19 protein-coding genes and 3 pseudogenes are annotated in these 25685 nt (G+C 51.6%); 7 read left to right on the forward strand and 15 right to left on the reverse strand.

Annotation, left to right across the window (positions count from 1 at the left end; genetic code table 11):
• Positions 1-191: 191 nt before the first annotated feature.
• Complete coding sequence (locus tag QN378_RS06375; protein WP_323548346.1) at positions 192-767, reverse strand: GNAT family N-acetyltransferase; 576 nt, start codon at positions 765-767, stop codon at positions 192-194.
• Positions 768-893: 126 nt separating this feature from the next.
• Between QN378_RS06375 and QN378_RS06380 the strand changes: the two are divergent.
• The 4 genes and pseudogenes from QN378_RS06380 to QN378_RS06395 all read left to right on the forward strand — a co-directional run.
• Positions 894-1145 (forward strand): annotated as a pseudogene (locus tag QN378_RS06380) (TonB-dependent copper receptor); the annotation flags it as partial.
• A gap of 129 nt (positions 1146-1274) precedes the next feature.
• Positions 1275-2201, forward strand: a complete 927-nt coding sequence (locus QN378_RS06385) for a Gfo/Idh/MocA family oxidoreductase (protein WP_323548348.1) — start codon at positions 1275-1277, stop codon at positions 2199-2201.
• 649 nt (positions 2202-2850) lie between these two features.
• On the forward strand, positions 2851-4431 hold the full coding sequence (locus QN378_RS06390) for a PAS domain-containing methyl-accepting chemotaxis protein (protein ID WP_323548350.1): 1581 nt from the start codon (positions 2851-2853) through the stop codon (positions 4429-4431).
• A 66-nt stretch (positions 4432-4497) separates the two neighbouring features.
• Entirely contained in the window at positions 4498-6093 is a 1596-nt protein-coding gene (locus tag QN378_RS06395; RefSeq protein ID WP_323548352.1) for a sensor domain-containing diguanylate cyclase, read from the forward strand.
• A 72-nt stretch (positions 6094-6165) separates the two neighbouring features.
• Here the strand turns inward: QN378_RS06395 and QN378_RS06400 are convergent, their stop codons facing one another.
• The gene (locus QN378_RS06400; protein ID WP_323548354.1) at positions 6166-7410 is read right to left on the reverse strand and encodes an MFS transporter; all 1245 of its coding nucleotides are present in this window, start codon (positions 7408-7410) and stop codon (positions 6166-6168) included.
• 138 nt (positions 7411-7548) lie between these two features.
• Between QN378_RS06400 and QN378_RS06405 the strand changes: the two genes are divergently transcribed.
• Entirely contained in the window at positions 7549-8952 is a 1404-nt protein-coding gene (locus QN378_RS06405) for a PLP-dependent aminotransferase family protein (RefSeq protein WP_323548356.1), read from the forward strand.
• A 99-nt stretch (positions 8953-9051) separates the two neighbouring features.
• Here QN378_RS06405 and QN378_RS06410 read toward each other — a convergent pair whose 3' ends face one another.
• From QN378_RS06410 to QN378_RS06430, 5 genes are all read right to left on the reverse strand, one after another.
• Positions 9052-10035 carry an aldo/keto reductase gene (locus tag QN378_RS06410; protein ID WP_323548358.1) on the reverse strand — a complete coding sequence of 328 codons (984 nt, stop codon included), beginning with the start codon at positions 10033-10035 and terminating at the stop codon, positions 9052-9054.
• Between the two features lie 164 nt (positions 10036-10199).
• The gene (locus tag QN378_RS06415) at positions 10200-11741 is read right to left on the reverse strand and encodes a cryptochrome/photolyase family protein (protein ID WP_323548360.1); all 1542 of its coding nucleotides are present in this window, start codon (positions 11739-11741) and stop codon (positions 10200-10202) included.
• Positions 11738-12043, reverse strand: a complete 306-nt coding sequence (locus tag QN378_RS06420; RefSeq protein WP_323548391.1) for a DUF6482 family protein — start codon at positions 12041-12043, stop codon at positions 11738-11740. The genes QN378_RS06415 and QN378_RS06420 overlap by 4 nt, the downstream gene beginning before the upstream one ends.
• A gap of 14 nt (positions 12044-12057) precedes the next feature.
• The gene (locus QN378_RS06425; protein ID WP_323548362.1) at positions 12058-12768 is read right to left on the reverse strand and encodes an SDR family NAD(P)-dependent oxidoreductase; all 711 of its coding nucleotides are present in this window, start codon (positions 12766-12768) and stop codon (positions 12058-12060) included.
• Between the two features lie 58 nt (positions 12769-12826).
• Entirely contained in the window at positions 12827-13291 is a 465-nt protein-coding gene (locus QN378_RS06430; RefSeq protein WP_323548363.1) for a DUF393 domain-containing protein, read from the reverse strand.
• Positions 13292-13593: 302 nt separating this feature from the next.
• On the opposite strand from QN378_RS06430, the gene QN378_RS06435 reads away from it, so the two are divergent.
• Entirely contained in the window at positions 13594-13920 is a 327-nt protein-coding gene (locus tag QN378_RS06435) for a hypothetical protein (protein WP_323548365.1), read from the forward strand.
• Positions 13921-13982: 62 nt separating this feature from the next.
• Here the strand turns inward: QN378_RS06435 and QN378_RS06440 are convergent, their stop codons facing one another.
• The 5 genes and pseudogenes from QN378_RS06440 to QN378_RS06460 form a co-directional block, all read right to left on the reverse strand.
• Positions 13983-15326, reverse strand: a complete 1344-nt coding sequence (locus QN378_RS06440) for an OprD family outer membrane porin (RefSeq protein ID WP_323548366.1) — start codon at positions 15324-15326, stop codon at positions 13983-13985.
• Positions 15327-16546: 1220 nt separating this feature from the next.
• Positions 16547-16726 (reverse strand): annotated as a pseudogene (locus tag QN378_RS06445) (IS4 family transposase); the annotation flags it as partial.
• Positions 16727-17158: 432 nt separating this feature from the next.
• Positions 17159-17782 carry a hypothetical protein gene (locus QN378_RS06450; RefSeq protein WP_322203515.1) on the reverse strand — a complete coding sequence of 208 codons (624 nt, stop codon included), beginning with the start codon at positions 17780-17782 and terminating at the stop codon, positions 17159-17161.
• Between the two features lie 492 nt (positions 17783-18274).
• Positions 18275-18792, reverse strand: a pseudogene (locus tag QN378_RS06455) (NYN domain-containing protein).
• A 1704-nt stretch (positions 18793-20496) separates the two neighbouring features.
• A complete protein-coding gene (locus QN378_RS06460) occupies positions 20497-20706 on the reverse strand; it encodes a hypothetical protein (protein WP_322203516.1) in 210 nt (69 codons plus the stop codon).
• A 482-nt stretch (positions 20707-21188) separates the two neighbouring features.
• Here QN378_RS06460 and QN378_RS06465 point away from each other — a divergent pair, with 482 nt between their 5' ends.
• Positions 21189-21581 (forward strand): DUF4280 domain-containing protein, encoded by a 393-nt coding sequence (locus tag QN378_RS06465; protein ID WP_323548367.1) that lies wholly within the window; start codon positions 21189-21191, stop codon positions 21579-21581.
• Positions 21582-21596: 15 nt separating this feature from the next.
• Here the strand turns inward: QN378_RS06465 and QN378_RS06470 are convergent, their stop codons facing one another.
• From QN378_RS06470 to QN378_RS06480, 3 genes are all read right to left on the reverse strand, one after another.
• Positions 21597-22142: a toxin-antitoxin system YwqK family antitoxin gene (locus QN378_RS06470; protein WP_322206866.1), complete on the reverse strand. Its 546-nt coding sequence runs from the start codon at positions 22140-22142 to the stop codon at positions 21597-21599.
• 11 nt (positions 22143-22153) lie between these two features.
• Positions 22154-24148, reverse strand: coding sequence for a type VI secretion system tip protein VgrG (gene tssI / locus QN378_RS06475; protein ID WP_322203518.1), 1995 nt, complete (start codon positions 24146-24148; stop codon positions 22154-22156).
• A 416-nt stretch (positions 24149-24564) separates the two neighbouring features.
• The gene (locus tag QN378_RS06480) at positions 24565-25629 is read right to left on the reverse strand and encodes a nucleic acid/nucleotide deaminase domain-containing protein (protein ID WP_322203519.1); all 1065 of its coding nucleotides are present in this window, start codon (positions 25627-25629) and stop codon (positions 24565-24567) included.
• Between the last annotated feature and the right edge of the window lie 56 nt (positions 25630-25685).

A 25685-nucleotide genomic window follows, 5' to 3' on the forward strand; every position in this document is an offset into this window, starting at 1 on the left:
TTGAACTGCGTTGAATATTTACCCATGAAAAACACCCCGGTAGTTGGATGGGTGTCCAACATTTGGGGCGCAGTTCACTCTGTGGGAGCCGACTTGTTCGCTAAGAAATACGTCTGGGTATCTAAGCTAAACCGCTCGGCCTTTTAGCCAACACATACTCGACTACCGATCGCGATGATCAGCCATTGCAACTAACCCCGGCGCGGGCGCGAAACGACGGATTCAATGTTCTTGCGACCGATTAACTTGGCCTGTTCCGGGAAAGATTTTTTTACAGGGTTCGCGAGCCATTTGAACATCACCAGACAATCTACCAGCCCCAACTGCTTATGCCGATAGGCGCGGGGTATGCGTCCGACTGTCTCAAATCCAAGCGAGTGCCATAGCGCAACGGCCACTTCGTTGCTGACCACCACCGAGTTGAATTGCATGGCCGAAAAGCCGCTTTCACGCGCCAATTGCTGTGAGTGTTCGCACATCTGTCGAGCGACTCCACGCCCACGGGCTACCTCGCTGACCATATAGCCGCAATTGCTGACATGACTGCCCGGGCCTGCAGCGTTGGCTTTGAGGTAATAACTGCCGAGCAATACACCGTCCTCTTCGGCTACTAAAGTGTGTAGCGGGGTGTGAAACCACAACTGTAGTGCCTGCTCTTGGGTTGTCGCAGGTTCATAGGCATAGGTCTGCTGGGCAGAGACGATTGCTTGAAAGGTCGGCCAAAAGCCCTCGAAGTCGGAGGCGGTCATGGGGCGGATATGAATCATGGGATGCTCTGTACGTTTAACGAAAAGGCTGGCGGCTAATCAGTCTGGCAGCCTTCCTGCCTTCCCGGCAAACTTAAAAAATACGCTGAATGCCAAGGCATGCGCCGTTATGTCGCATATGGCTGAATACCCCTTCATACAGGCAATGTGGTGGGGCGGGATTTTGGCAAGAGCGCAGGATTTGGCGTGGTCTCACTTAACAGCAGCTATCGGCTCAGTAAGCAGCTGAAGATCAGCACCAGCGTCGATAACGTGCTGGGCAAAGATTACACCGAGCATCTGAACCTTGCGGGCAACGCGGGCTTTGGTTATCCGGGTGGCAAGGCTGTCAACGAGCCAGGCCGAACCCTGTGGACCAAAGTCGACTTTAGCTTCTGAGCGTTTCAGGTCGAAAAAGGCGATATCTACTGGCATTGGAATGAATATCGTCACGTCCGCCAGTTGTTTAGCCGATGATTTGCGTCTAGGTTGCTGCATCGACCATAAATACAAAAACAGGAGTCAACGATGCAACCGATTCGTCTCGGTTTGGTGGGCTACGGCAAGATTGCTCAGGATCAACACGTACCAGCGATTCTCGCTAACTCTGCATTTCAACTGCTTGCAGTCGCAACCCTGGGGCAAGCATGCCCAGGAGTTGCGAACTTCAGTTCGTTGGAGGAAATGCTCAAGCAATTGCCATCGCTAGATGCCATCGCTTTTTGTACGCCGCCTCAAGGCCGTTACGCGCTAGTGCGTGCCGCCTTGGCTGCGGGAAAACACGTTTTGGTTGAAAAACCGCCCTGTGCCACCCTGGGGGAGGCAATGGCATTGGTGGAACAAGTTCGTGACCTGGGCGTAAGCGGTTTGTTTGCTTGGCACTCGCGTTTTGCCCCGGGCGTTGAAGCGGCACGCGAATGGCTATCGAGCCGTACTCTCCAGTCTGTACAAATCGATTGGAAAGAAGATGTGCGCAAATGGCACCCCGGCCAAGCATGGATCTGGCAACCAGGCGGCTTGGGTGTGTTTGATCCGGGTATTAATGCGTTATCCATTGTTACTCATTTATTACCATTGCCCCTGTTCGTTGAGTCGGCAGAGTTGAGAGTGCCCAGCAACTGCCAGTCGCCAATTGCTGCGTTGTTGCGTTTGTCAGACTCAAATCATCTGGACATTAAGGCCGAGTTTGATTTCGACCACGGGCATGATGAGCTCTGGAGTATTGAGATTCGCTGTATCGAAGGCACACTGCGGCTGTACAACGGCGGGGCGTCTCTGACCATTGATGGAGTGGCTCAATCGGTAGCTGACGAAGGAGAGTACGAGGCCGTGTACAGACACTTCGAGCAATTGATTCAACGGAAAACCAGCGACCTTGACCTTCAGCCTTTACGACTGGTGGCCGACAGCTTTTTTATAGGCAGTCGAAAATCGGTGGAGCCGTTTTATGATTAACCCGTCGAAAACCCCTCTAATTCGTCGATTAACATGCAGTTGATGTAGATTCTGTGAAAGCGAACGTGTTCGCGGGGCGCAGTGCCTCGCGCAAGATAGGGGCAATGGCTTACACGTTAGCTCACTTGGATTTCTAAGCCGGGCCACAGCAGGTCAGGTGAGCCAGATTAAAAAAACTTTTTCCTAACGATAATCGCGCATGGTCCCGGCTGATATTTGCAAATTTTTTTGCCTCCAGTAATTTACACCTTGTACATAGTTACACGTTATTGTACGGTCTCGTCCAAGCATCGACGTATTGGCTATGGGTTCCCTTGGTTGCCCGATACTTTAAAACTTTATACTAATCACTCTGCCCTCGTGACAGGCAGCTACGTCATAGCGACTTTTTAGGTGAGGCCATAGTTATATAGTTAGCTAAGCAATTAACTGCCGACCCGCCATATTTATACGAAAACGTTCTGACGGCAGTAATAAGTCAGTAAACAAAAATCTATAAAATCATGCGTTGCGGTGCCTTACTAAAGAGCACTACAAAATTATATTTGCTGTCTGACATGGAACACTGCATTGCTAATTATCAGCAGTATCTTTGCTACGCATTCACTGCCCTGCGGTCGCTACGCGGCATTGATAACAAGGGTTTTTCATGAGAAATAATTTACCAGTAACTGGCCGTGCAATTAAACTTCCAGACGATGCAAATATTCTCTCAACCACCGATGGCGCCAGCCTAATCACGTATGTGAACCCCGACTTTATTAAGTTTAGTGGCTACAGCGAAGCGGAACTGCTAGGCCAACCCCATAATATCGTTAGGCATCCGGACATGCCCACGTTAGCGTTTAAGCACATGTGGGCGACATTGAATGCTGGACACTCCTGGATGGGACTGGTTAAGAATCGTTGTAAGAACGGCGATCATTACTGGGTCAGTGCATACGTCACACCTATTCGAAAGAATGGCAAAACGGTTGAATTCCAATCAGTGCGCACAGCACCTACCACGGCGCAAATCGAAGCAGCAGAAAAACTTTATGTACATTTGCGTAATGGGCGAGGCTCGATCAGCCGTTGGTTGCGTTTAGGATTGGGCGCAAAAATCTCTTTGCTGGTATGTAGCTTGATTGCCCTTGGCACCTTTGGTCTCGACAGCATGTTGTCCATTCCGCCGTATGTTTCATTCATGCAAGCCGCGCTCAATTGTGCATTGAGCTATATCGCAATAGCCTTCGTACTCGGTCCCCTCCGGAGTTTGGCGCGCCAGACACGGGAGTTGGCGGATAACCCGGTGAGCCAGATTCTTTACACGGGACGAACGGACGAGGTCGGTCAGATTCAGTTTGCGTTGTTGACCGCTCAGGCGGAAACCGGTGCTGTTATCGGTCGTATTGCCGACGCCTCTGATCGGTTGGGAGGTTGTGCAAAAAACCTGCTTGACGAGATCCATGCAAGTAACCGATTGACTGTCGAGCAGCAGGTCGAAACTGATCAAATCGCCACCGCGATCACTCAAATGGCGGCCAGCATCCAAGACGTCGCGCGCAATGCTCAGAGTGCTGCCAGCGCGGCGGAAAAAGCCGGCAATGAGACTCGCTTCGGACAGCAATTGGTAAGCGATACGAGCCGCATGATTACCGCTCTGGAAATTGAAATCCATCAGGCCACTCACGTGATTTATGCGCTTGAAAACCACAGCAATGATATTTCCCATGTCTTGGACGTGATTGGGGATATCACTGCGCAAATAAATATGTTGGCTCTCAATGCCGCCATCGAGGCTGCACGTGCAGGGGATCAAGGACGCGGTTTTGCAGTGGTCGCCGATGAGGTGCGCAGTTTGGCTGCGCGGACCCAGCAGTCAACCGCCGATATTCAGCAAATGATCAGCGCGCTGCAAGATGGCACACGCGCTGCGGTAAGTGTCATGGAGCAAAGCCGTGACCACGCACAATTAAGCGTTAGCCAAGCCCGCCAGGCAAGGGAGTCCCTTGGGGGCATCGGCCGTGGTGTCCATGAAATTACGGAAATGAACATGCAGATTGCGGCGGCGGTAGAAGAGCAGGGTGCAGTGAGCGAAGGTATTAACCGCAGTGTTTCTAACATTAGAGACGCTGCCGATCTGAGCGTCAGCACCAGCCAAAATAATCATGACAACGCAAGTGAAGCTTTACGGTTGACATCTGCACTGCATGAATTGACCAAGCAGTTTTGGGCGAAGTTGCATTAGCGACTTGATCCTGACGACATACAAAAAACCGTCGCAAGATCAAGGATGACTCACCGGATAGCCTGCATGCCACCCCAACATTTATTTAGCATCAATTTGCGCCGCCTTATTATTACTCTGGCACTTTTAAGTGCGGCGCTTACCTTGGTCAACAGCCTTTACGCCAGTTACCGTGTCCAACGTCAATTATTGATCGACAACACATTGGAGGCAAACCGTACCTACGCCACCAAGTTGGCTAACAGCACAGACGTATTTCTCATCGCGGCCAGGCAGCAACTGGCCTACAGTGCGGCGCTGTTAAGTGATCAGCTTGAAAACAAACAGCTAGTGCAATCGGAAGTACGGCGATTGCAATTACAGACGAACAGCTTTAATTCAGTCGTGATCGTGAATGAGCAGGGCTGGATAGTGGCGCTCTCGCCTGATTTATTTGCTGGAAAGCAAAAAATGACGAAGACACCCGGCGCTGCTGAAGCATTGGCCAAACAGCTACCCCTTATCAGTCAGCCCTACATCTCGGTCGCAGGAAATTTACTGGTATTTATTTCTCATCCCATTGTCGATCAGACGGGCCACTATTTCGGCTATATCGGCGGTACGCTGTACCTCAAGAAAAAAAGCATTCTCAACGATCTTTTAGGCGAACAGTATTACCACGATGGTTCTTACCTGTACGTGGTGGATCAGAACCGCCGCCTGTTGTATCACCCGGACCCTTCAAGGGTGGGTCAGATAGTGCACGGTAACCCCGTGGTCGAAGCGGTGATTCGCGGCGAGAACGGCAAGAAGCGGCTGATTAACAGTCAGGGCATCAGTATGTTGGCTGGCTATGCCAATGTGCCGTCAGCGCATTGGGGAATTGTGGCGCAAAAGCAAACTCAAGCGACGCTGGCAGCACTCAATAATCTGATGCTTGATGTGCTGCGTAACACGCTCCCGTTGGGAATTCTCGGTTTTATCATTGTGTGGTGGCTAGCACGCCTAATTTCACGTCCACTGCTTCAATTAGCTGAAAGCGCTCAAGAAATGCAAATGCCCGGAGCGGCAGGGCGGATTGAACGCGTAAAGCCTTGGTACTACGAGGCGGCGCAACTTAAGCGCGTTATGCTGGTGGGGGTTCGTTTACTGCATGCAAAAATTGGTCTACTCACAAGCGAAGCCCAAACGGACTCCCTCACCGGTTTATACAATCGTCGTGTTTTGGAAAGCTCTTTAGAGCGACTGGAAACTGAAAAGACTCCATTTGCGGCGGTGGCTGTAGACATAGATCACTTCAAGCGAGTGAACGATAACTTCGGGCACGGTGTGGGCGATCAAGTGCTCAAGCGGCTTGGCGAGTTGATGCGGGTCAATACACGAGACAACGATGTTTTATGCCGGGTTGGGGGTGAAGAGTTTTTAATTCTTTTACCTAATAGTTCACCGGAGGTGGCCCTACGAGTTTCTGAACGTTTGCGTCAACACGTAGAGAGCTCGATGTTCGTGAGCGCGGGTCACATCACTATTTCGTTGGGAATCGCTCATTGGCCGCACAGTTCATCCAATGTCAATGAAGTCCTGAAGCTGGCAGACATTATGCTCTATACCGCTAAGCAATCCGGCCGAAATCAAGTCGTTTCAGCTCCTGCAAATCCGAGTAATAGAAACCTGGTTTCTTAGCTGGGTAACGAATCACACAATGAATCTCGTCGGCCAGGTTATTGGACTCTTGACCGGTCGGTATTTAGGCGGTCATTTCGGTATGCGAAGGGTGTTTATCGGCACGTTTGTCATGATGGCGGCCTGCGCGGCGGTCATGGCGGTACTTCGTCCGTTACCACAGCCTTTGGCGACATAGGCTTTATCTCGAATAATGATGATTCCTACCGTGGTCGCGCCCAGTAATAGAAACAGCCCAAACACCAGCAGCGCAATGTGGGCACCGAAGTAATCGGCCATTAAACCGGTGAGAATGACTGGAATACTGAATCCCACATACGCCAATAGAAAAAAACCGGCATTGGCGCGAACTTTGTTTGCACCGGCCATCGTCGTGACCGCCGAGAGCCCGCCCAAGTATATAAATCCGTAACACGAGCTGCTGGCGGCCAATGCGCCAATCAATACCGCGACCAAAGAGCCGCTGAGAGCGCCCCATGCCAAGAATGCGTAGCTCAAGGGTAATACCAAAAGTCCCAACCCCGTGGCGTTAGCAGGTTGCATGCGCCTGACCAAGGGCTGAAAAAGTATTCCCCCGCTAATCACCGTGAAAGTAGACAGGCCCGACCAGCGCTCCAGATCATGGGTTGCAAGCACCGAAGGCAATAGGGCGATAACCACCCCTACTGTCGCCCACGCCAACAAAATAGAGAAACCGTAGGGGAGACTACCGGCGGGAAATGTAGGCAGGCGCAATAACGGTGTTTTTTTGATCTTCACAATAGAGTCCGGCAGTCGCACAACCACGACGATCGCCAAGCAGGCTAAAGCCAACTGCAGCCAAAAACTACCCGGCCTGACGCTATCGTGCGAGAGCAGAAACAGGCTGGTCAACGCCGCCCCCAATCCGAAGCCTAAGGACGTACTGGCCGTGACCCAGTGGGCTGGCGCGCGCGCGTCCCCGGTTGCCATTAATTCTGTCATGTAGGCAGTGCCGGTAGCCGAGGCGAGCCCTGTTCCTACGCCCAGCAACAGTCGCGCCAAACTCAGTGCCATCAAGTTTGGCCATAGCAACATGATGATTGTCGCCGTTATTGATAAACTCAGTGCCGTTAGTATTAACGGTTTGCGTCCCACCCGGTCAGCCAGCCCTCCGAGGGCAAGTAAAACCGGCAACACTCCCAGCACATAACCAGAAAAAGCCACCGCAGTAGCGCCCGCCCCATAGCCAGACAACTGCGCGTAGGTCGTATACAGGGGTGCCTGAAGGTTTACCGCGAGGGTTATCAAGCAAAGAGCAAAAGCCAGGCCCCACGTATGTCGATGCTGTAAGTTCAAGGGTGTTCCTCAATAGCAGGGGTTTCAGTGTCCTTATAAAGCCCACTGACTATCCGTTCCAGGCATGACGCAAACAAGGAACAGACCGCTACCTTTTGTGCTTAACTGTTTGCTCAAAAGTTGAGAACAGTACTCGCCGTGGACTTGAACATTGATTGTAACGCTGCATCGGGTGTCGCTCAGCAGCTCGTGAATAATGTTGTTAATTGGATAGGCCTACATCGCATTCGCCCCGGCGCTCGATTGCCGTCAATCCGACAACTGGCGCAGGAAAATGGCGTAAGCCTTTCCAGCGTTATAAACGCCTATGATCAACTGGTGGCCATCGGCGTACTGGAGTCTCGTCACGGATCGGGCTTCTTCGTGGCGCAGACGCGGCCTCAGTCCATAGGGACTAAACTTGAGGAGGACAACGGGGCATGGGAGCTGTTCGACAGTGAGTCAACGGAGCTAAAACTGGGTTGTGGCTGGCTGCCCGAGTCGTGGCGAGAGGGCGCTGACCTAGGTTTGGCAATCCGTCAGGTGGTGCGCAGCGACCCCCGATCGTTATTCAACTACAGCTCCCCGCTGGGCTCTGCTCACTTACGGCAGCATATTCAGAAACGTCTAAGTCTGATCGATCTTCACGTTGAACCGAACCAGATTATTACCACTCAGGGTGCCAGTCATGGCCTCGACCTCTTGGTGCGCACCTTGCTCAAACCGGGTGACTTGGTGTTGGTGGAAAGTCCTGGCTATTACAATCTATTCAACCTGTTGAAGTTCCACGGGATCAAAACCCTGGCTGTACCCAGAACCCATCAGGGGCCGGATATCGCCAGTCTTGAGGCAATCCTCTGCCAATATTCCCCTTCTTATTTTTTCATCAATAGCATGTACCAAAACCCCACCGGCACCAGCCTCGCCCCGAGTGTTGCTTACCGATTATTGCAATTGGCAACGCAGCATAATTTACGAATCGTCGAAGACGATATCTACGCTGACTTTCAGAACGGCGCGACATCTCGTCTAGCAACCCTGGATGCCTTGGATCGTGTAATTTACCTCGCCAGTTTTTCCAAAACGCTGACCAGTTCATTACGAGTAGGCTATGTCGTTGCCCAGCCAGACCTCATCAATCAGTTGGCCGAGGTCAAAATGATTACCGGTTTAGGTTGCCCACTATTCGCTGAAAACGTGGTTGCCACATTGCTGGCCAATGGGTCTTATCGCAAAGTGGTTCAGCGCTTGCGCCAACGTCTAAACAAGCAAATGGCGAGTACACTTCGGCAACTTCACGAGGTTCATTGGGAGGTATTTTGCGAGCCCACTGGAGGTATGTTCGTATGGGTGCGCCCCCGGCATTTAAACACCCGCAAGGTCAATCAAATTGCCAAGGAGCTGCATGTTCAACTGTCGCTGGGGTCAGCGTTTATGCCAGAGGGTGAGGCGTACGGCTGGCTACGTCTGAATGTGGCCTACACCCAGGACATTCGCGCGCAGACATTCTTTCAGCGGATAGAGAAAGAATCGAAAGCGGCGGCAATACGAATCACGTCGTAATCGCGAAAGAAATGAATTATCAAAGGTCGCTATCTTCCTTTAATACAGATGAACCGCCCATGCTCGTATATGAGCGCAGGCGGTTCAACGGGAACGACATCAGCGGTCGACGCGCTGTTGCAAGTGGGCAGGGTAGCGATCTCCCGCCACCTTAATAAGCGCCAGTGCCGATTCGATGGTGGCCAAGTCAGTCGGGCTTAACTCGATGGTCGCAGCCCCCATATTTTCCTCAAGACGTTGTAGTTTAGTGGTGCCCGGAATAGGCACTATCCAAGGTTTTTGACTCAGCAGCCAAGCAAGTGCGATTTGAGCGCGCGTTGCGCCTTTTCCGTCGGCTATATGGCCTAGCGCCTCGACCAATTGCGCATTGGCCCTGCGGTTTTCCTCGTTAAAGCGCGGAACCGTATTACGGAAGTCGTCTTTTGCGAATGTGGTGGTGGCGTCGATGGCTCCGGTCAAGAACCCTCTGCCCAAAGGGCTGAACGGCACGAAGCCAATGCCTAGCTCCTCCAACACGGGAAAAATATCTTTTTCCGGCTCTCGCCACCACATCGAATACTCGCTTTGCAGCGCGGCGACCGGTTGCACTGCATGGGCTCGCCGGATTGATTGTACGCCGGCTTCCGACAGGCCGAAGTGTTTAACTTTGCCTTGCTCAATCAACTGTTTAACCGCGCCCGCGACGTCTTCGATGGGAACATTTGTATCGACGCGATGCTGATATAAAAGATCGATACGGTCCGTTTTCAGACGCTTGAGGGAGGCTTCGACCACTGCTCGAATGGTTTCAGGACGGCTGTCTAGACCTTGGGCGACATCTGCATTTTTGAAGCCGAATTTTGTAGCGATTACGACTTCTTCGCGAAATGGGGCTAACGCCTCGCCCAGCAAGGCTTCGTTTACGTACGGTCCATAAACCTCAGCGGTGTCAAAAAGCGTGACACCTGCGTCAAAGGCACTCCGAATCAGCGATATAGCAGCTGACTTCTCCATCGCTGGACCATAGGCGAAACTCAAGCCCATACATCCCAAGCCTATGGCTGAGACTTCAAGGCCGCTGTTACCTAATGTGCCCTTGTGCATCATTCATCTCCTATTGAATAACTCATTGGAATTGAAATTATCGGTAGGTGCGAACGTGTTATTTAACAGACGAGCCCTGACGAAGTTTTTGGAGTTCTTCGCCAGTAAGTCGGCTTCCAATACAGCCTGAAAAAATCGGTTGATCAGCAGGGCCTCAATTATTTTCACAGAGATTCGCCAAGGTCTAATTTTGTAAGCAGCTCTTCGCCTTTCAACCAGATCGCCTCTCGTCGAGCTTGATCCATGCCCTGCAAATTGTGATACACCATAGCCAATCGGGGGTTACTCTCCAACAGGTCTTTATGGCGTATCAGAAAGTGCCAGTACAGCGAATTGAATGGGCAAGCCTGGGGGCCGACTGATTCGTCCACCCGGTATACGCATCCACCGCAATAGTCAGACATCCGTTGAATATAGCGACCGCTGGCACAATAAGGCTTGGAGCCAAGATAGCCTCCGTCCGCGTGCATCACCATGCCTAGGGTGTTGGGTAGCTCAACCCAATCGAATGCGTCCAAGTAAACAGCCAAATACCAGTCACATATTGCCTTGGGCAAGATGCCGGCAAGCAGTGCGAAATTACCAGTGATCATCAGCCGCTGTATGTGATGTGCGTAGCCAAACTCCATGGTTTGCCCGATCACCTGAGACATACAGCGCATATTGGTGGAGCCGGTCCAATAAAACTCGGGTAGCACCCGGCTGTTGCCGAAAGTGTTTAGACCAGCATATTCCGGCATGCGTAGCCAATAGATGCCGCGAACATATTCTCGCCAGCCGATCAGTTGTCTGATAAACCCTTCAGCAGCATTAAGCGGCACCCGACCTTGGCGATATTCGCTCTCCACTTCGGCGCAGAGTTGGCGTACATCGAGCAAGCCAATGTTGAGGGCTGCGCTGATTCGCGCATGGAACAGAAAAGGCTCTCCCTCAGCCATTGCATCCTGGTAGTTGCCAAAAGCCGCTAAAGAAAAATCGAGGAAATGCCGCCACAGCTCTTGGGCTTCTGCGTGGGTCACCGGGTAATCGAAACGATCCAGGCTGCCGTAATGATCCTTGAAGCGGTCGCGAACCGTTTCCATTACTTCGCGGGTAATGTCATCTGCCGCGAAACGCGCATGGAAAGGACCGCGCAAACCCTTCGGCAGTTTTTTTCGATTTTCCGTGTCAAGGTTCCAGACACCACCCACTGGGCTGCCATCTGGTTCGAGAAGCAGTTGAGTACGCTTGCGCATCCGACGGTAGAACACTTCCATTCGCAAATGAGCACGTGCCCCTGACCACTGTGCAAAATCTTCTCGGGAGCAGAGAAAGCGCCGGTCGGCATGCCAGATGATTGGCAGACTACACCCTCGTAATTCCTGTTCCAAACGCCATTCCCCGCATTCAGTCATGTGAACCTGATCTGCGGTCAATTCTTCAGCCCAACGACGTAATTCTCCAGCCAAAGTGCCGCAATTGCCGACATCATTGATTTGGACATAAATGACGTTCCACCCCCGCTCGCGCAAGGCATGCGCAAAATGACGCATGGCGCTGAAGATAAGTACGATCTTCTGAGGATGGTGGGGGACGTAGTTGGCCTCGGCGATAACCTCTGCCATCAGTATGGTGTCGTGATCTGCATCCAATACGTCGAACAGACTTAGATCGAAAGACAGCTGATCACCCAGCACCAGTCCCAGATTTCGACCCTGCGATCTCAACGAGGCGTCGCCAGCGAAAAGGGAATTCTCATCGACTCGATGGGGCCTTCACGTCGGCCGCACATTTCATCGTGAACACACTGCTGCACAAGCACGCACGGAAATGGCGGAACCTGTTGCAGCAGATCGCGCAGATGAGTGACAGAGCGAAGGTGCATGGGCCTCGCCAAATCGTTCAGCAGCGTAAGCTGGCCGTTATCAAGCCGGATGCGCGCTATATAAAAACCGCCCTCCAGCGACAGCAGTTCCAGCTCACGTATCTCGCCATTGGCGGCCAGTTCGGTCAACTTTTTCAGATTCAACATTCACTCCCTGCCTACCAGGGTAGGCGCTCTCCATCATAAGCAAAGAAATTGCCGCTGTCGGCAGGCCCCAACCGGTCAATCAGCGACAGCAGCTCTTGCGCAGCGACGCTTGCCGGTCTTGCCGCTGCGGCGCCACGAAAGGGTTGGGACAGGTCCGAAATAACCGTACCGGGATGGAGACTCAGCAAGCGCGACTGGGGGCGGGTTCGTGCCAGTTCGATTGCGGCCGTTTTAATCAGCATATTCAACGCCGCCTTTGACGCGCGATAGGCGTACCAACCGCCCAAGCGGTTATCGCTGATGCTCCCGACCTTTGCAGACAGCAGCGCCATTGCTCCATGAGGGTCAAGCAATGGCAAGAAGTGGCGTAACACCAGAGCGGGGCCAAACGTATTCACTTGAAATACGGCCTTGAACGCATCGTCTTCAATAGCGCCATAACTTTTTTCAGGTTTTATTTCCCCACGATGGAGCAAACCTGCGGCATGCAAGATCAACTGATACGGCGCCTCTTTGGCCAATTCAGCTGCAGCCTTGGCGATACTCTCAGGTTCCTCCAGGTCCAACCGCGGAGAACTTTTGCGTCCCAACTCTCGAACCCCTGAGCAACGTGGATCCTGATTGAGCAATTCACAAAAGGCCGAACCAAGTGCTCCGCTGGCGCCTATCACTAAGACTCGATAGTCATCGCCAAGGGAATTCATCCGCAAGAATTCTGTCATTTTTTCTGTCTCTCCCGCAGACCGACGCTGGAAAGCAACGTCACCTGTAACATCTGGACTAGGTCTGTTTTCGTTTTACATCAGACGGGGCGCTTGGCGCGGAATTTAGCTCCGGTATCGTGCACCGGTCGTCGAGACAGCGACGGCCGCCATCAGGGTGAGGCAGCCATGCCAAATGAGGGCGTAGGCGGCAGAACAGGCTGTAGCCGAGTTCAAACAACGGTCGCAACGCACGCCATGTCAGTGGGGTGGCCCAGATGCCCAACCCGGCTGCTCGCCAGCTCCATAGGGTAGCGTCCAGACCCGTAACCCATCTGCCATCGGCAAAGCTGGCATGAAGTGAGGACTGCATTTGCTCGAAAGTGAACCCCAGCGCGCTGGCATTGAAGTCCTCGCTGCTGATGTCAATCAACAGCAGTCGAGCCTCTATGGCACGTCGGCGCAGGAGCTTTATTTCTCGAGCGCAGAGCGGGCATTCACCGTCAAAGTAGAGTGTCAGTGGCCATTGCTCGGCGTTATACATTGATACATACCTTGTATAGGTTTTGTACAAGATATGCCGAATAAAACCGACTTGCAATGGCTGCTCTGTTTTCGTGTGATGTCCGCCATCGTGCCCGTACAGCATCGATGCGCGCGGGTGTGGCAGCGGCACGCTCCTTGATGTCATTGGCGGCAAATGAGCGCCGAGCCATTTCTACCATCATGGGTGCCGCGCCGTGGGTGCTAGCTTGAGCAACGGACCTGAGATCAGGTTGGAGAAAGGGATTATCAAACGTTAAGCTTCGTAGTCTTCAGCTCTCCGATAGATGGCAGGTTCTTAGATTGGACGATGGTCTGATCGTTGCACCGGATCAGGTCCAGCGTCCTCAACAACTGGAAATTGGCGCTGAATCCTATATCCATATTTTCGCATCGACGTGCTCCGAAAGGCGCATTAGTCAGGAGTTAACCTTGAGCACCCTCGCGGAAATGGCAGCCGACTTCTTTAAATTCAAACTGCGGGCTGAAACACCTCTTTTGAACACGGCCAAGCGAAATTTATTGGCGGGGGAGGAGCGACGAGCATTTTTGAACGTGGCTGAAGGCCAGGACCCTCAGCCACACTTGATTTCGAATGATTTAATAGATCGGGTCGGAGAAAAGGCGTGATGCCAAAAACTTGACCATCACGTTTGGTGAGTTGCCTGCTAATGGTTTGACCCTGTGTTGAATCAGAAGAAATTGTACGTGTAGTTGAAGAACAATCGGGTCTGATCCAGGTTAGCAGCCCCAGTGGTTCCTGCATGGTAAGTACCGTGGCGCAGGGTAGTGCCAAAGCCTTTCAAAGGGCCGTTTTGCAAAACATAGTCGACGCGCGTGTCGATTTCCGACTCGTGTTGATCGGTCCCCTGGCCGTCGACTGCTTTGATATTTTCGCCTCGCAGATAGCTGATTGACGCCTTCAGGCCGGAGATGCCAAGACTGGCAAAGTTATAGCTGTACTGGCCGAAGTTGGTGTGCTCACCCGCTCGGACGAAACTACCGACGGTAGCGTCGTTGAACAGATAAAAACTATAGCCGCCTTCACCTTCGTTATTACCGTACTTGTTAGTCTCGGTGGCGTCGTTGTTCCAGACGAAACCGCCGTTGTCAGAGACCTGAGTTCGACCCAGCATCAGCGATTGGTTGCCCAAGGAGTAGGTGAACATCGTGCTCCAGGTGTTGTTGTCCACCTTGCCATTGTTCTTCGCGTAGCCACCGTTGTTATTGAACTTGTAGCCTGCGTCACCGTTGAGTCCGTCCGAGGTGCTTTTGAAGTAGCGCAGATCGGTCTTGAACGAAGAGTCGTCGGTGATGGGTAGCACATGCACCAGTCCCAAGAAGTTCTGCGAGTAGAAGTTCTCCATATTGGCGAAGTAATACTGCAGGGTCAGGTCACTGCTGACCTTCCAGTCGCCTCCGGCAAAACGGAATTTATTACTGCCGTGGGTTGCGCCGGATACTGATAAACCGGTGGTGTTGGTCGAGGCGCGGCCTTTGACGCCTTCGATCTGGCCACCGGTCAGCGTCAGGTTATCGATTTCCTTGGAGGTGATCATGCCCCCCTCGAAGGTCTGCAACTGCAGGCGCCCATCGTTGGCCATCAGGATCGGCAGGGCCGGGGTCAGCGTGTTGCCATAACGAATTTCAGTCTTGGAGACGCGCGCCTTGGCCGTAGCACCAGCACTGGCCCAGGTGGATTGCGCCGAACCGTCACTTTTACTCGGAGTAAAAGTATTTATCGCCGGGTGCATGCCTTTGCCGCCATCAAGGTGCAGACCGAGCATACCTTCAACGTCCAAGCCAAAACCGACAGTGCCTTCAGTAAACCCTGAGATATAGTCGAGCTTGAACCCCTGCGCCCATTCTTTTTGATCTGCACCACCGGAGTGGTTATCAGAGTTGAAAAAAAAGTTACGCATACCCAGCGATAATTTACTGTCTTGGACAAAATCTGCACGTGCGGTTGCGGTTAATCCAAGACCCACGATTAAGCTTGTCAGCACCAACGTGGCTGACAGTGATTTGCTGTGCATAGTTGCCCCAAAGCGTATTTATTATGAATGATTAACAAGCGTGACGCGCCAACGTTACCTGTCGGTAGTTATCGATTGGAGTTTGGTTTGGAAGTTACAGCCACCTTTGCAGGGGCTCGGATCTTAAGGAAGTGATGTAACACTGAGTAGGCAGATTTGCGATAAACACTGTTTCCTGAACATGGGGTAATTGGTTTTTTTGAGGCGCTGGTGGCACATGGCTAATCCCTCAGGGTCGACGTACTCCGCTGGCCTGATTTTCCCATTCGATCGCACCCGCCAGAATTGAACCAACGTGGTATCGAGCGCGGTCGCCGTTCTGCTTAGGGACGATGGCGAAACTGTTAGTGGGGCCGCAGCACGAGTGACGTTTGGTTCGCACGCCACCGTAAGCGGCGCCACCAAGCTATTCAAATCAATTCGGGACTGGCCATTTTTAGGCAAGTCGCCCGGGCAACGTGTCTTCGACCGAGCAGGTACAAAATCCCGCCAGTTGACAGCGCACGCCCGCAACGTGAACGAAGGCAGAGGAGGGCGTTAATTTCTCTAATCTCTATGGCTTCGAGTTAAGATTGTCACCGTTGACTAGTTAATGTTTCTAAACCCAACAATTTTACCGGCAGCAGTCAACGCTAAATAGTCTTTAGGTGGCAAAGTCTCGATTGTGTAATTCTTGATTGGAATGACCTTAGCTTTGGTATTTACGTACACACGCCGATCAAGGTAAACCTGCCTGTAAACCAGTCCGGTAAGGTAGAACGCTGCATAGCAAATCGATGCGAGAATCGGGACCGCAACGAGAGAGCCAATGCGGGCCGCTAATGCAACGATAGGCTTTTCGATAACCAATGGTTTTTCTTAGACAACGTCCATGTGAGTCTCTTTAGGCAACGTGGATTGAGAAGCTATATGGCTTATAAGAATGGCCAAATGGCCGGGAAGCATAAGCACCGTCGAATCCACAAGCAACAGCATTTACTACGTTATTTAACAAGGGGGCGATGCTCGTTGTTCACATATATTCCTGTGCATGAGGATGGATTGGAGGCAGCAAGAAGAGACGGTTGAACTTGTCCAATTTCTTGACCCAGGCATCTGAGGGTAGCGCCGTCCGCTCGATCTGCTCAAGCATCCAGCGATCCTCAACAGCGATACGCAATTTCCGATGCAGACTGGGAGTTGGTCTCGGAGATCCTCAACGCGACCGGGCGCCCGGGAGCCATGGACAGCGTTTCAGTCGGAGGAAACAGGCGCTCCCGATATTCTGGCAGTGCAGACTCGACGCGCTGTAGCAGCTCGGGAGCAGTGAGAAGATTGAAAAAAGCATAGGCATCACAGTTCGAAGCGTGCCGATGAAGGCGTTGCTGTTGATGCTGGAGAGTTTGACGTCTACGATTCATTGGGGCTGTGTCCTTGGTCGTCGGCGTGTGTTCGCAACTATCACCGCAGGCCAAGACCAGTCCCTCTTCGTTTTTCGCTTTCAGCTCAAGGGGTTAGCTGTTAAGTAAGTGCCATTCATGTCTGGGCCCATTTATATCGTTACGCTGTCCTTTTGACGACAACGGTTGGCTCGCCTTTGTATACCGTCGATTCAACGTTGCTGATTAGAGCGAGACCTATCATGACCTCTGCGAAGCTGGTTATCTGGGTCGCGGCACGGTAAAGCTTCGAAATCAGGCATTAACATGGGGCACTTCCCGAGGGTGATCGCATAGCAGCGTAACAACGCAAGACTCTCAAGCCAATGTCTTTCCATGGCCAAGGGGCTCTTGCAGCGGGTTGCTCTGCCATGCGATCCAAGTGCGCATCCGGTTGATATGTGAGTTGGCCGGTCAGGCACCTACAGGACAGGGGTTAAAACCCTCCCATATTTCTTCCTGAAAGTGCCAAGCAATGGATGTACCAGCCACTATCCCTCCCACTGTCCGCTTCCTGTCTGTATTGCGAACGAATGCACCGTCTGCGCCCTTGAATTCGGGTTGTCCTCGACTCATCAGATAGTTGAAGAACTTGATTTTTGCGGGGACGTTCAATCGACCACCGGGGGTGATAGGTGCAAGGGTGACTCCAAAATTTTGAGTAAACACCGTGAATAGTTCTTCAGCATCACCACCAAGCACGGTTTTCGCGCAATTGACCTGTTCAGTAGTGACGCGTCCTATCTCTTTGTAGGTTTTATTCTTATAGACGCTCAAAATTAGTCCTTTATTGGTCAAAACTCCTAAGCCTTGCGTCATTTTGCACACGGGCTCGGTACCGTAGCCTAGCGCGCACCAATTGGTCTCTGACACGGCTTGAATATCACCTGGATTCAGCTTCAAATCTCGCTGAATATTATTTCTAGCCTCGGGTGTTTCATAGGGAATCATCACACATCCAGCCGTAACGAAGAGGGTGACAGAGCAAAGAAGTGCAGCGACTCTTTGCAAAATGACAGTCGGGGTATAACGCATCATTGGAGCTACATTCCGTGTTGTTTTTAAATGAAGTGAATAATTGGGGACTAAACAAACTTGCCCGAAATCAGTATCGGCGCGTCTGAGTAGGACTTGATCCTCATCATGTGAAATCAAAATCAAGATGGGCTATTTTATATCTGTCCTATCGAGAGGTCGGGCAGAGCTCCGGCATGGGTCTCATCTACAATCACTTGGCATACCTTCGCTGGCGATCTACTTGTGCTCTCATGAGTAGACCAGAGGGAGGCCATTAATGCGTGCCGGGTACTATAGAACCATCGTTCAATCGTGGTCGTCTTATCCACGACCGGAGGTGCGTTGGACACTGTGCGTCGTTTCACATAGAGGCACGCTTTGCCCCACAGAGACTCTGTCCACTGCCTCACCTCGGCCATGTCTGCCGCACGAATCAAGTGTTAAGCGAGTTCAGTGTTTCCAAGCAAGTGTGCATCTACCGCCGCATCCAGGTATTTAGCCGCTGCGAAAACCTCAGCAACAGGGGCTCGAAAACAAAGTTGAGGCGGATCCGACGATTCCTTGGTCAATGACGTTTTCTCCATTGTTTTTAATGGCAACTTTGATCAAGTCGCTGAGCTTTTTGTAGCCATGAGTTCGGGGGTAAACCCGGGGTTCAGTTTTGTGATGTGGGTACCTAACGCACTTAGGTGAGCCCAGCCATCCTCGTCGGCGATATCGTCCATGACCTTAGCAATAAAACTCACAGGAGCTTTGGGTTTTTTCTTGGCTCTACGGGTTGGCCAGGCTTAACTGCTTCGCTCGTCACGGTGTCGTGAGGAGGTTCCCCATTTATAGCTACGGAGACATCTTCGCGCAGCAGTTCGATATAGACGAATTTGTCGCATGCAGCAACAAACGGTCTGGGCGTTTTTTCTTCGCCACTTGGCGATTTCCTCGAACAGTCCTTCTACGATTGCAGCAGAAGCGTTGTCGGCATCGATTAGCACAGCGAGGTGCGTTTGCGTGAGAGTAGGTGTGTGCCTCGCCATGATCATCCTTAAGATAAAAAGACAACCATACTCGTTTACGAAATAACTATGTAGGGATGTCGCAACGTATCGTATGGCAAAAATATATTTCTCCCCACCCCTTGAAATCAAAAATTGAAAACGGAGTTGTTATATTTGAGAACAAAAGAAAAAGCAGGGATCTCCACAGGTTTACTCCTTACTGATTTTTTTGCATGCTTTTGAGCAATCGACTCGATTGCATGGATTTAAAGCTTCGTCTTTTTCGGTTTTCGGAAGTGGTTCTGATGCGTTATTTCGGTGGGGTTGGGCCACCGCCGCGCTTCAAGTCCGCAGGGCTTAGAAAGGCCGTTTATTTGCACCGCAGGCGAAGCTAGTTTTTGATTCCAACAAAAGTAAAAACAGATCAAAAATTGAACGGGATCACTCTTTTTTTGGATAGACCTAGACGGATTGTGCATGAAGTCATGGGATGCGCTATTGAGCGATAATTGGGGGACGCATCTTCAGCTCTAGACGGCTAGCGATCTAGATGGATAGGTTCTCTACCTCTGACCCGCCAAATATACTTTCAGATGCTTTCCTTATTCCGGCAATCATCCGTGAAAATACTGATAAGGTTCGTCGTGACGCACGACTTGAAGTGGCTCTGATTACGCGAACTTGAACACGTCAACTAGTTGTTTGAACGGTCAAGGGCTGCTCACAGCAGGCGCTCTGCATTTGATCTAGTTGCAAGGGATGGATCAGCAATTGCAGCAGCGGGTCAGCACATTGCTTCTTATGTGTTTGATAAACACACCTTCCGGAGCCCGAAGCCCAAAGCGAAGGTGTTTACCTAAACTGTGATTGCACCAAAGGTGCACATGTGCATGGGGGCCCACAAACGAATAGATGTGTGAGGTTTGGAAGTAAATGCAGCCTGAGGCGTACAGAGGGGGAAAAGACGTCGGGAATTTGAAGCAAACGGCGTTTAAGGCGTACTTCGTCCAGATTCGGCGGTTGGGAGGGAATCTATGGTTATTTTTACTTCAGAGCACTTTATGGTTTACGAGTACCGGTGACATTATGAACATTTCTAACATAGCATTTAATTTAACAAGTGGGCGATGTCAGATGTTCATGAGCAGCTACAGGACTGAGATTACTGCCTTAATGCTCTCGATATTAACGTAACTGTTCATAAATTGACGTTCATAGGCCTAGTTTTTCCCGCCGTCCTTAGCCTCGCCGCCCCAACCTGTAACGGTCCTAACTCAGGGGATCAGTGATGCTGGTTTTCAGAAAACACGCTTTGGAATCTGGATCGGAAATCGATGACGACGGGTTACTGAATGCAGCGTGTCCGCAGGCAATCCATCGATTGATTCGCTCCGCGCAGTGTAACCTTGGAGCGTGATACGCTCTGGCAACAGGAGTTTCGGTCGATGATTCGATGGCCTTTCCCTAGACTCGCATAGCCACCATTCAAGGCGATGTATTTCTTTTCTATTGTCCGGATCATACAATCGGAGGTCGCGGTAGGGACGGCAGTTACCTGCCGCCCCCGCACAGATCCGTATTCGCGGAACTACCGCATACGGCACCTGCCTTGGGTACGTGACGCGGAGCGACCCTCCGCTACGGGTGTGCATTTCTGGGTCTAGGTATGTAGAGGTCGGCAAGAGGTAAGTATCTTGGCCACTGAAGCCGTTTACGCTGGCTCTGTCGCTTGAGACCCTGGCGTCATAGAAGGCACACCGCTAAACGAAAACCGCCAAGACGTATCAAGCTTCCCGGCACCGCGTGGTAATTGAAATACCCGCTGACCACTTGGTTAAGCCATTGCGCTTGAACCCGGATGGATTCATGACTTCGGCGTTTCAGCTCGTCACGAATGACCGGCAGCGTTGCACGCATTCGATTCTTGACCGTCAGACGCAGTTTGAAAGTCACCGTTTCTGTTGGTCCGACAACAGTGTGTGAAGCCTAGGAACTCAAACGTCTCCGGTTTAACTAAGCCTCGATCGCTACGATTTCTCCCAGCAAAACGACCAAACTCAATCAGCCGTGTCTTCCAAGCATTGAGCGATAAACCGACTCTGGCCAGTCGTTCTCGTAATTGCTGCAAGAATTTCTGGGCCTGCGATTTCAAACTGTGTGATGGAGGTCTTTCAACAGATTTGGAACCCTTTTCAGAACTCCTTAGATTAGCCCCGGTGGCCAGACAGCGATCTGGTGACTCGTTACAACAAGATATATTTTGAAGCGCTAGTCGCCAATGTTGCTGAATGAACAGGGAACGAAAGCTGGATTAGCAGCCGCAGTTATACAATTTCGATGGTTTCAGTCACCCATAGGGTGCGAGAACCTTGATCAGGTCAAGTCAGTGAGTCTAAATTAACGCACTCCCATATCGTCATGCTCGAGACAACACAATGTCATGCCCCCAAGTCTGTTCAGGCGCCATCTTGCAATGCAGCTTCGGCGCCGCCCCGGCAGCGCTTAACGTGCTGCCGATCAACCGCGTTATGACCAGTAGCATGCCGGCGGCGAACATCATGGATCACATTCCCATGCTTAATATCCCGACCTTTGGCATGTGCATGAGCGCCGCCAATCCGATGGTTATTGCTGCAACCGCTGCGGCGTTGGGTGTTCTCACACCGATGCCGTGCATCCCCGTGACAGCCGCACCCTGGGTTCCGGGTGCGCCCACAGTGATGCTGGGGAAAATGCCGGCACTGGATGCCAACAGCATGTTGATGTGCACCTGGGCCGGGGTGATCAAGGTGGTGATGCCTGGGCAGGTGCAGATGCTCATCCCTTGAATTTCACATGACGCCTTAACCTTCTGCGGGCGAGGCCGTGTTCATCCACCACCAGCGCAGCCGTGAGATGGGCTTGCCTTTGCTATCAAGCGGTCGACCGTCTTGCGCGAATTGTTGCCCTAAGTCGAGCAGCAGGCCGTTAAAGTAACGCGCTTTTAACGCGATCGCGCCGTTGTTATGGAAACGTTCATACAAGCCATCCTTTACCCCGTCCCGATATTGTTCGCGCTCAGCCATTTGCCCGTCCGGGTAATGAATACTGGCCTCGCCATGCAGCAACCCCTTGCGATAACCTGCCTTACGCTGCAATTGCCCCTCGGCTGAATAATAGGTGGCCACGCCGTGTAGCTTGTCTGCCACATAAGGTAACTGCGCAGACACTCGGCCGTTGGGGTGATAGGTCTGGCTCATGCCCTGTAACTGCCCCTCGCTGTAACTGAGGTTTGCCAGCGGGCGGTTGTGTTCGTCGATACGCAACAGACCTTGCAACTGCCCCTCGCATAATTGACCCGTCAAGTGCGCATCGCCGCTGACCACGTCAACAACCTGGGTTTTCGCCACATTTATTGGCTTCAATTGACCATCACCATTCCGCCTTTGATGGTCAGCACGCCCCCGCCGTCCACCGTCTGCGAGGCGCCGCCTTTGTTGGTTAGGCTGATTCCGGCATCGTTGGTCATGCTAGTGCCTGCCTTGTTTTCCAGTGAAGTACCGGCCTGATTGCTCAATGAAGTCCCGGCTTTCTGGCTGATAGACGTGCTGGCCACGGAGGCCAGATCGGCACCACTTTTGATGCTAAAACTGCCGCCGCTCTGCAGGGTGAGGGTGCCGCTGACTTTGATGGTCAGGTTGCCGTCCACCGTCAGGCTGTAATTGCCCGTGACTTTGTCCGTGTAATTGCCGCCAGTGCTGTGGGTCTGGTCGCCTCCGACCGTGAGAGTACGGGTGTCTTTCACATCCAGCGTGTCGCTGCCGGTCTGAATCGTGACGCTGCGCTTGCCCTTTTCCAGGGTGACGGTTTCATCACCTTCTTTCACCGTGCGGGTGCGGGCGTTCTGTACCGTCAGTGTTTCATCGTGGCCGACGGTGACCGTGGTGTCGTTGAGTACGTTGGTTTTGAAGTCCTTCTGCGCTTGGATGAACAATTCCTCGGCGTCTTTTTTGTCCTCAAATCGCAACTCGTTGAAACCACCACCGCCCTTGGACGATTGAGTTTTGATCCCGGATTGGGTCTGATTCGCGGGCAGGGCATAGGGCAGGGCGTTGTCGCCGTTGTACACGCAGCCGGTCACCAGCGGTCGATCTGGATCGCCGTCGATAAAGGTCACGATTACTTCCTGGCCAATACGCGGCACGAACTGCATGCCGAAACCTTTACCGCTCCACGGCAGTACCACGCGGACCCAGCAGGAGCTGGTTTCGTCGTTCTTGCCGTCCCGATCCCAAGGGAATTGGATCTTGATCCGACCGTACTGGTCGGTCCATATTTCTTCGCCGGCCTTGCCGACCACAACCGCGGTTTGGGTGTGCATGCGCGGTTTCGGCGTCACACGTCCCGGTCGATATGTCGTGGCCTTGGGAATAGCTTCGAAGCGATTACGATAGTGGTCATGGCTGACTTCATAGGAAATCGAAGTAACCACCCAGTCGATGTTCAGCGTCGTATCGTCATGTCCCGCCAGAGTAAAATAGTGGCCCGGCACCAACCAGCGGCAATCGCTTTCACCTACGAAACGTTTCTCCTGACTGCGCAAGCCATCGACCCGTAGCTTGGTCAACGCATCACCTGTCGCCTTGACGATGTAACCGCCCGGATGCTCATACATCGACAACGGCCCAGCCATGGCGGCGGCCTGGCTGTAGAGCGAAGTGGCCGGCGTGGCAAACGCATAATCCGTCGCCGAGTACACTCCGGAAACGGCCTGTAACACCACCTGCCCGGAACGAATCCCGTGCAACTCCCGCTCACCGATTTTTTGGCCGAGGTACTTCACTGCCGGGCCGTTGGGGATCGCCGGAAATGCGTCGTTGCTGTCTGCCAGCACCAGCGTGTGTTTACCGTCCTCGTGGGTAAAAAACCAGAAAATCCCTTCTTCTTCCAGCAACCGCGAGACGAAGGAAAAATCGCTTTCGCCGTACTGCACGCAATATTCGCGGGGCGTGTAAGTGCCAGTGAGTGACAGCTTGTAATCACTAAAACCGTGCGCGATGAAAATTTTCGTGACGATGTCTGAGGTGACGAGGTTTTGGAAAACCCGGTTGTTGCTGGCGAGCGTTAACCACCACAGCCAAGGACGGAGCAGAACTTGATAGCGGTCGGCGGGCAGTTGGCGAATTTCGGCGACCAGGGTGTCGATAGGGCGGCGTTGGGCGTCGTTGTGTAGGGCCGTGGTGACGTGGGTGGCGATGGCAGTTGTCAGCGTCAACGAGGCGTCACACTGGCCGTGCAGAAGGTGATGGCTCAGCGCGTTGAGCGCTTCTTCCCCCGACAGTGACGTGGCGTGAAGCACCGAAAGCGAGGTCGCTGTGAGAGAGAGGTGCGTGTTGCGATCAGTGGTGCGGGGCATCTATTGCACTCAACTCTGAAATTGAAATATAGAATAATTATGGGAGCGGGAAAAAGAAATTCTTGCTCTATTATTTGGATGCTATTTGTTCTCGTTTGAGTTTACGGTCTGCCTATTTTAATAGTGCGTCGCTTGTATTTCTAATAAAAAATAAGGTTAGAGAGCTAACGTTTAACAGCGGAAGATGTATAAGGCAAGTGGCTGTCTCATATTATAACCGGTTATAAGGTTAAGAAAGCTTAAGACTGCGTGTGTTTATGGTCGGACCATTCAGTATCTACCTGTTGCGTTCGCAGTGACCAGAAAAAAAATAGTCAATTAGTCTCGGTAGTGGTAACTATCCATTAAATTTTGCACGCCCGTCAAAAGGTTAATTATATAATAGCGACCAAGGGTTAGATTACCAAAAGATACCGTCAATCATCTTCGGTGTCTGAAGCATCATGGGTCATTTGCGACTTTCCCGATTCTTGTGAAGTCCGTTCAAAAAACTTTAAAGCTATACCTAGGGTTCCGGTGAGTTCGCTAAGAGTATCTGGTAGCTCCCAGCCGCTGAGATCAAAAACGCCGTGACTGCCTCTGACAAATGGAAGATATTTACCATTCTTGCTCACTCGGTACTTAGCAATAAACGCAGAACATTTTCCGCAGCAACGAAGAGATACACCGATGTTAATGGGGGTCTTTTGAGGATTGCGCGCCTCGTTTTCTTTTTTTTCTTCTTCTTCTTCTAATCTTGGTGGGAGAACTTCATTGTTGGACTCCATCCACTCCAGAAGTCTCAACTCCGCATGCACGTTAGGTGAATCACCCTTAACGAGAAATATGTTGCTTGATGATTTTAGCTTGTTGTGTATCGCGCTACCATAAAAATTATCGATGTCATATATATAGCGCCAGTAACGTACTTCAGGATCCAGATCTGTCTCGCGTTTATTATATATTTTTCGATTTACATTATTTTCTTCCACTGATGGTTTTTCATCATTCAAAAGATTCGCCATGACGACAGAGATATTTTGCTCTGTAAATTTATATTCCACACGGTTAAAGGTGCTTGGATTGGATGTAACAAGTATTTTTAAAGGGTCGTGAGGAGATGCACAAACAGCGATACATTTTTCTTCAGGAAACTTTTTTAACAGAATTCTGGCTGCACGATCAAGGTCAGACAGCTCCCGGGGTGAATTTTTGTTGTCCCCCCACCGAGAAATACTAGATAAGTACAACTTGTTATAGTCGTTACTAAAGCTGTTAGTGGTTTCGTCAAAAACTTTTATCAGCTCAACACCTATTAGCTTAATCCTTTCATTACTGGGTTTTGGGTCCTTCCACGGGTTATTGCTCAAATTGTTGATTTTGGCCCAATATTCTGATGCTTGTACCACTTTCAAGTTGTTTATAATCATCCTCAATTCTACTGGTGCGGTGTTGTTAATCACTTCTCTAACGTTTGATTTATCTTCTTCTGTTAAGGCCATTTTATGCTCTCGATGAATGACAAATGTTATTATTAAAATATAGCAAGTATCTATAC

It is taken from the genome of Pseudomonas sp. 10S5 (assembly GCF_035019745.1).
GTDB lineage: Bacteria > Pseudomonadota > Gammaproteobacteria > Pseudomonadales > Pseudomonadaceae > Aquipseudomonas.

Bases quoted from the DNA above. Each gene is read 5' to 3' on its own strand.
- QN378_RS06375 (WP_323548346.1), bottom strand. From the start codon at position 767: ATGATTCATATCCGCCCCATGACCGCCTCCGACTTCGAGGGCTTTTGG.
- QN378_RS06385 (WP_323548348.1), top strand. From the start codon at position 1,275: ATGCAACCGATTCGTCTCGGTTTGGTGGGCTACGGCAAGATTGCTCAG.
- QN378_RS06390 (WP_323548350.1), top strand. From the start codon at position 2,851: ATGAGAAATAATTTACCAGTAACTGGCCGTGCAATTAAACTTCCAGAC.
- QN378_RS06395 (WP_323548352.1), top strand. From the start codon at position 4,498: ATGCCACCCCAACATTTATTTAGCATCAATTTGCGCCGCCTTATTATT.
- QN378_RS06410 (WP_323548358.1), bottom strand. From the start codon at position 10,035: ATGCACAAGGGCACATTAGGTAACAGCGGCCTTGAAGTCTCAGCCATA.
- QN378_RS06425 (WP_323548362.1), bottom strand. From the start codon at position 12,768: ATGACAGAATTCTTGCGGATGAATTCCCTTGGCGATGACTATCGAGTC.
- QN378_RS06430 (WP_323548363.1), bottom strand. From the start codon at position 13,291: ATGTATAACGCCGAGCAATGGCCACTGACACTCTACTTTGACGGTGAA.
- QN378_RS06440 (WP_323548366.1), bottom strand. From the start codon at position 15,326: ATGCACAGCAAATCACTGTCAGCCACGTTGGTGCTGACAAGCTTAATC.
- QN378_RS06450 (WP_322203515.1), bottom strand. From the start codon at position 17,782: ATGATGCGTTATACCCCGACTGTCATTTTGCAAAGAGTCGCTGCACTT.
- QN378_RS06465 (WP_323548367.1), top strand. From the start codon at position 21,189: ATGTCATGCCCCCAAGTCTGTTCAGGCGCCATCTTGCAATGCAGCTTC.
- tssI (WP_322203518.1), bottom strand. From the start codon at position 24,148: ATGCCCCGCACCACTGATCGCAACACGCACCTCTCTCTCACAGCGACC.
- QN378_RS06480 (WP_322203519.1), bottom strand. From the start codon at position 25,629: ATGGCCTTAACAGAAGAAGATAAATCAAACGTTAGAGAAGTGATTAAC.